Source organism: Komagataeibacter kakiaceti JCM 25156 (assembly GCF_000613305.1).
Genome location: NZ_BAIO01000159.1, coordinates 1 through 4725, shown reverse-complemented (window position 1 = coordinate 4725; position 4725 = coordinate 1). Strand labels below are relative to the sequence as shown.

The following is a 4725-nucleotide window of genomic DNA, read 5'->3' as shown; positions in this document are numbered from 1 at the left end:
GCACCGGGGCGGCCCGCCGCCCCGGTCGCGTCGTGGCGTGCCATAAATTATAAATATGATGGTGTTCGGCCCGGTTATATGGCACAGGCAGAACGGTTTTTCACATCATGACCGCCAGAGGATCACGACCGATGCCCGATGGGAGCCGCCCGGACACCCTGCACGCGCACGCTGGCCAGACCAGCCTGCCCCCCGTAAGGACAGACTGGACGCGTGACGAGGTCGCGGCCCTGATGGCGCTGCCCTTTCCCGACCTGCTCTACCGTGCACAGACGGTGCATCGCGCCCGGTTCGACCCCACGGAAATGCAGATTTCCACCCTGCTGTCGATCAAGACCGGCGGCTGCCCGGAAGACTGCGCCTACTGCCCGCAGAGCGCGCAGCATGAGGACGGCAGCGTCAAGGCCAGCCGCCTGATGGCGGTGGAGGAAGTGCTGAAGGAAGCCCGCGCTGCCAAGGCCGCCGGGGCAACGCGCTTCTGCATGGGGGCGGCATGGCGCAGCCCGAAGGACCACGACCTGCAGACCGTATGCGCCATGGTGAAGGGCGTGAAGGCGCTGGGGCTGGAAAGCTGCGTGACGCTGGGCATGCTCGATAACGGGCAGGCGCACAGGCTCAAGGCGGCGGGGCTGGATTACTACAACCACAATATCGACACCTCGCCCGAATATTATGGTGACATCATCTCGACCCGTACGTTCCAGGACCGTCTCGACACGCTCGATAACGTGCGTGACGCCGGGATCAATGTGTGCTGTGGCGGCATTGTGGGCATGGGGGAAGACAGCACCGACCGCGCGGGCATGATCGCGGCCCTGGCCTCCCTGCCCCAGCACCCCGAAAGCGTGCCGATCAACATGCTGGTGCGCGTGGAAGGCACGCCGCTGGCCCAACAGGCGGATGAGACGGTGGACCCGATCGAATTCGTGCGCACCATCGCCGCCGCCCGCATCACCATGCCCGCCAGCCGCGTGCGTCTTGCCGCCGGGCGCGAGGACATGAGCGACGAAGCCCAGACCCTGTGCTTCCTGGCGGGGGCCAATTCCATTTTCTATGGCGAACGCTGCTCACGACCCCCAATCCCGCCGCCACGCGCGACCGGCAGTTGCTTGACCGGCTGGGCATGCATACATCCCATAAACAGGGCTGAACCCGACGCAGCCGGCGCGGGGCCGGCAGGGGCATTTTCCCGCGCAGGCCCTGTCCGGTCGCGCGCATTACGAAATCTGGAACATGTCCTACACGGTAAAGGAAATTTTCCCCACCCTTCAGGGGGAAGGGGCGCAGGCTGGCCGCACGGCGGTATTCTGCCGTTTCGCGGGGTGCAACCTGTGGTCCGGCCTTGAACGGGACCGTGAAAAGGCGACCTGCCGGTTCTGTGACACGGATTTCATCGGCACCGATGGCACAGGCGGCGGGCGCTTCGCAACAGCCCCGCAACTTGCCAAGGCCATAGCCGCCGCCTGGCCCGGACACGGCGACGGGCCGGGTTTTGTCGTCTTTACCGGGGGGGAGCCGCTGCTCCAGCTTGACGCGCCGCTGATCGCCGCGCTGCACGAGCTGCATTTTGAAATCGCGGTGGAAACCAACGGCACGCTTCCCGCGCCCGCCGGGATCGACTGGCTGTGTGTCAGCCCCAAGGCCGGGGCGACCCTGGTGCTGAAAGGCGGGGATGAACTGAAGCTCGTCTACCCGCAGCCGGACCTGCCACCCGATCAGGTCGCGGGGCTGGATTTCAGGCAGTTCTGGCTTCAGCCGATGGATGACGCCCATCGTGATACCAATACCGCCGCGGCGGTCGATTACTGCATGCATCATCCGCAATGGCGTCTATCATTGCAGACCCACAAGCTGATCGGGATACCCTGACATGAGCGTTCCCCCGCCCCCTTCCCATCCTGAAAACGAAGCCGCGCTGGTCCTGTTCTCCGGCGGGCAGGATTCAGCCACCTGCCTTGCATGGGCGCTGTCGCGTTTTGGCCGGGTGGAAACGCTGGGCTTCGATTACGGGCAACGCCACGCGGTCGAACTGGACTGTCGCGCCACGCTGCGTGACGGCATGGCGATGGAAAACCCCACATGGGCGCAGCGTCTTGGCGCGGACCACACGCTCGATCTGGCCGCCCTTGGGGCCGTATCGGATACCGCGCTGACCCGTGAATCCGAAATCGCCATGGCCGAGGGGGGGCTGCCCAATACCTTCGTGCCCGGTCGCAACCTGATTTTCCTGACCTTCGCCGCCGCCCTCGCGGCCCGGCGCAACATCCGCCATATCGTGACCGGCGTGTGCGAGACCGATTATTCAGGCTACCCCGACTGCCGGGATGATACGATCAAGTCCCTTCAGGTCACCCTCAACCTGGGCATGGACAGCCATTACATCATCCATACGCCGCTCATGTGGATCGACAAGGCCCAGACATGGGAACTGGCCCTCCGGCTTGGCGGTAACGCGCTGGTCCGGCTTATCAACCATGAAAGCCATAGCTGCTACATCGGCACGCGCGGCACGCCGCACGCATGGGGTCATGGCTGCGGCGCCTGCCCGGCCTGCCTGTTGCGCAAGGCGGGTTGGGAGCGGTTCGTGGCGGAACACCACCATGTTTGAGCTGGTCTTTACGCGGCGTTTTTCCATGGCGCACCGCCTGCTGGCCGGTGGGAGCGAACGCTGCGCCCTGCCCCACGGCCATAACGAATATGTCCGCGCCAGCCTGCGCGCCACGAACCCCCGGCCGCTGGACGGCCACACCAACATGGTCCTGCCGTTCCAGCGCGCGAAGGAAACGTGGCATGGCTTCATAGACGGCCATGTCGATCACGCGCTGCAACTGGCCGAACATGACCCCCTGCTGGACTGGTTCGCCCGGCATGAACACAGCGCGCCCAGCGCATACTGGTCACACCCGGCGACCCCACGACCGAACTGCTGGCCTGCCTGCTCATGGCCAAGCTGAACACCTTTCTTGCCCATGACGGGGGCATACTGACCTGCGCCACCCTCGAAATCGAGGAAACGCCCACCAACACCGTCCGCTACAGCGGCGACCCGCTGGCCGTGCTGCCCCAACCACGTCCCGCCGCGCGCTGCTGGTGGCAACGCGCCGACATGACCATTGCCGATATCTGATCCATCTCCACCGCTGAAAGGCTCCGCCCCACCCATGTCAGCTTTTGCCCGTTACCGTCAGGAATGGTTTGGCAACATCACACGCGACACGCTGGCCGGCATGGTCGGGACGTTCGCGCTGATTCCTGAAGTCATTGCATTCGCATTCGTGGCGGGCGTGGACCCGGCGGTCGGGCTGTATGCGTCGTTTGTCATCAGCGTCGTGATCGCCCTGACCGGCGGCAGGCCCGGCATGATCTCGGGCGCCGCGGGTTCGGTCGCCCTTGTGGCCGCGGCCTTGGTGCGCGCGCATGGCGTGCAGTACCTGCTGGCGGCAACCCTGCTGTGCGGTCTGTTGCAGGTCGTATTCGGCATCCTGCGGCTGCATGTGCTCATGCGCTACGTCTCGCGCCGGTGCGCACCGGGTTTGTCAACGCGCTGGCCATCCTGATCTTTTCCGCGCAGATCCCGCATATGCTGCATGTAACGTGGCACAGCTACGCCATGATCGCGCTGGGGTTGGTCATCATCTATTCCGTGCCGCGTGTCTTCTCGGCCATTCCTTCGCCCCTCATCTGCATTGTGGTGCTGACGGCGGTATCCATTCTCTATCCCATGCCGCTGCATACCGTGGCCGACCTTGGGCGCCTGCCCGACAGCCTGCCGCACCTCATCTGGCCGGATGTGCCGCTGTCGCTCGACACGCTTGAGATCATCGCGCCCTACGCATTGGCCATGGCCAGCGTGGGCATGCTCGAATCCATGATGACCGCCCGCGTGGTGGATGACATGACCGAAACCCACAGCAGCAAACGGCAGGAATGCGTGGGTCTTGGCGTGGCCAACATCGCCGTCGGCCTGTTTGGCGGCATCGCGGGCTGCGGCATGATCGGGCAGACGGTGGGCAACCTGCGCTATGGCGGGCGGGGCCGCCTGTCCACCTTCGTGGCGGGGGCCTTCCTGCTGCTGCTCATGGTCGTGCTGCGGCCGTGGGTGGCGCAGGTGCCGGTAACGGCGCTGGTCGCGATCATGATCATGGTATCGGCCAGCACATTTTCATGGTCATCGCTGCGGGATCTGGCGCATCACCCGCGCACCACCAGCGTCATCATGCTCGCGACCGTCGCGGTTGTTGTCGGCACGCATGACCTGGCGGCGGGCGTGGCGGTGGGCGTGCTGCTCAACGGGCTGTTTTTCGCCTTTCAGGTTTCCAGCATGCTCTCGGTCAGCAGCACGCTTTCCGCCGATGGCGCCAGCCGGGCCTACAGGGTGAACGGGCAGGTCTTCTTCGCCTCATCCGACAGCTTTACCGATGCCTTTGACCTGCATGACACGGCGCGCACCATCACCATCGACCTGACACAGGCCCATCTGTGGGACATGACGGCCGTGGGCGCGCTGGAGGAACTGGTGGGCAGGCTGGAAGCGCAGGGCAAGCAGGTGCAACTGACCGGGCTGAACCGCGCCAGTTCGTCCCTGCTCGAACGCCATACCGCCCTGCAATCACAGGGCTGACCGCCGCCACCCTCCGGCCCGAAAGCCGGGATCGGGGTGTGGCCGTGTTCTATTTGGTGTGCGCGGGCGCGGGCTGGGCGAAGGGGTCCGCCGGAACGGACGAG

General features: G+C 65.2%; 2 protein-coding genes and 3 pseudogenes. All 5 read left to right on the top strand.

Annotation, left to right across the window (positions count from 1 at the left end):
• Positions 1–131 precede the first annotated feature (131 nt).
• The 5 genes and pseudogenes from bioB (at position 132) to JCM25156_RS32085 (ending at position 4621) form a co-directional block, all read left to right on the top strand.
• Positions 132–1150: pseudogene (bioB, locus tag JCM25156_RS23130) on the top strand (biotin synthase BioB).
• A gap of 83 nt (positions 1151–1233) precedes the next feature.
• Positions 1234–1869, top strand: a complete 636-nt coding sequence (queE, locus tag JCM25156_RS09530) for a 7-carboxy-7-deazaguanine synthase (protein WP_025812890.1) — start codon at positions 1234–1236, stop codon at positions 1867–1869.
• 1 nt (position 1870) lies between these two features.
• Positions 1871–2608, top strand: a complete 738-nt coding sequence (gene queC / locus JCM25156_RS09525) for a 7-cyano-7-deazaguanine synthase QueC (protein ID WP_025812889.1) — start codon at positions 1871–1873, stop codon at positions 2606–2608.
• A pseudogene (locus JCM25156_RS23125) lies at positions 2601–3127 on the top strand (6-pyruvoyl trahydropterin synthase family protein). Before queC ends, JCM25156_RS23125 begins: the two are co-directional and overlap by 8 nt.
• 34 nt (positions 3128–3161) lie before the next feature.
• A pseudogene (locus tag JCM25156_RS32085) lies at positions 3162–4621 on the top strand (SulP family inorganic anion transporter).
• The last annotated feature ends 104 nt before the right edge of the window (positions 4622–4725 follow it).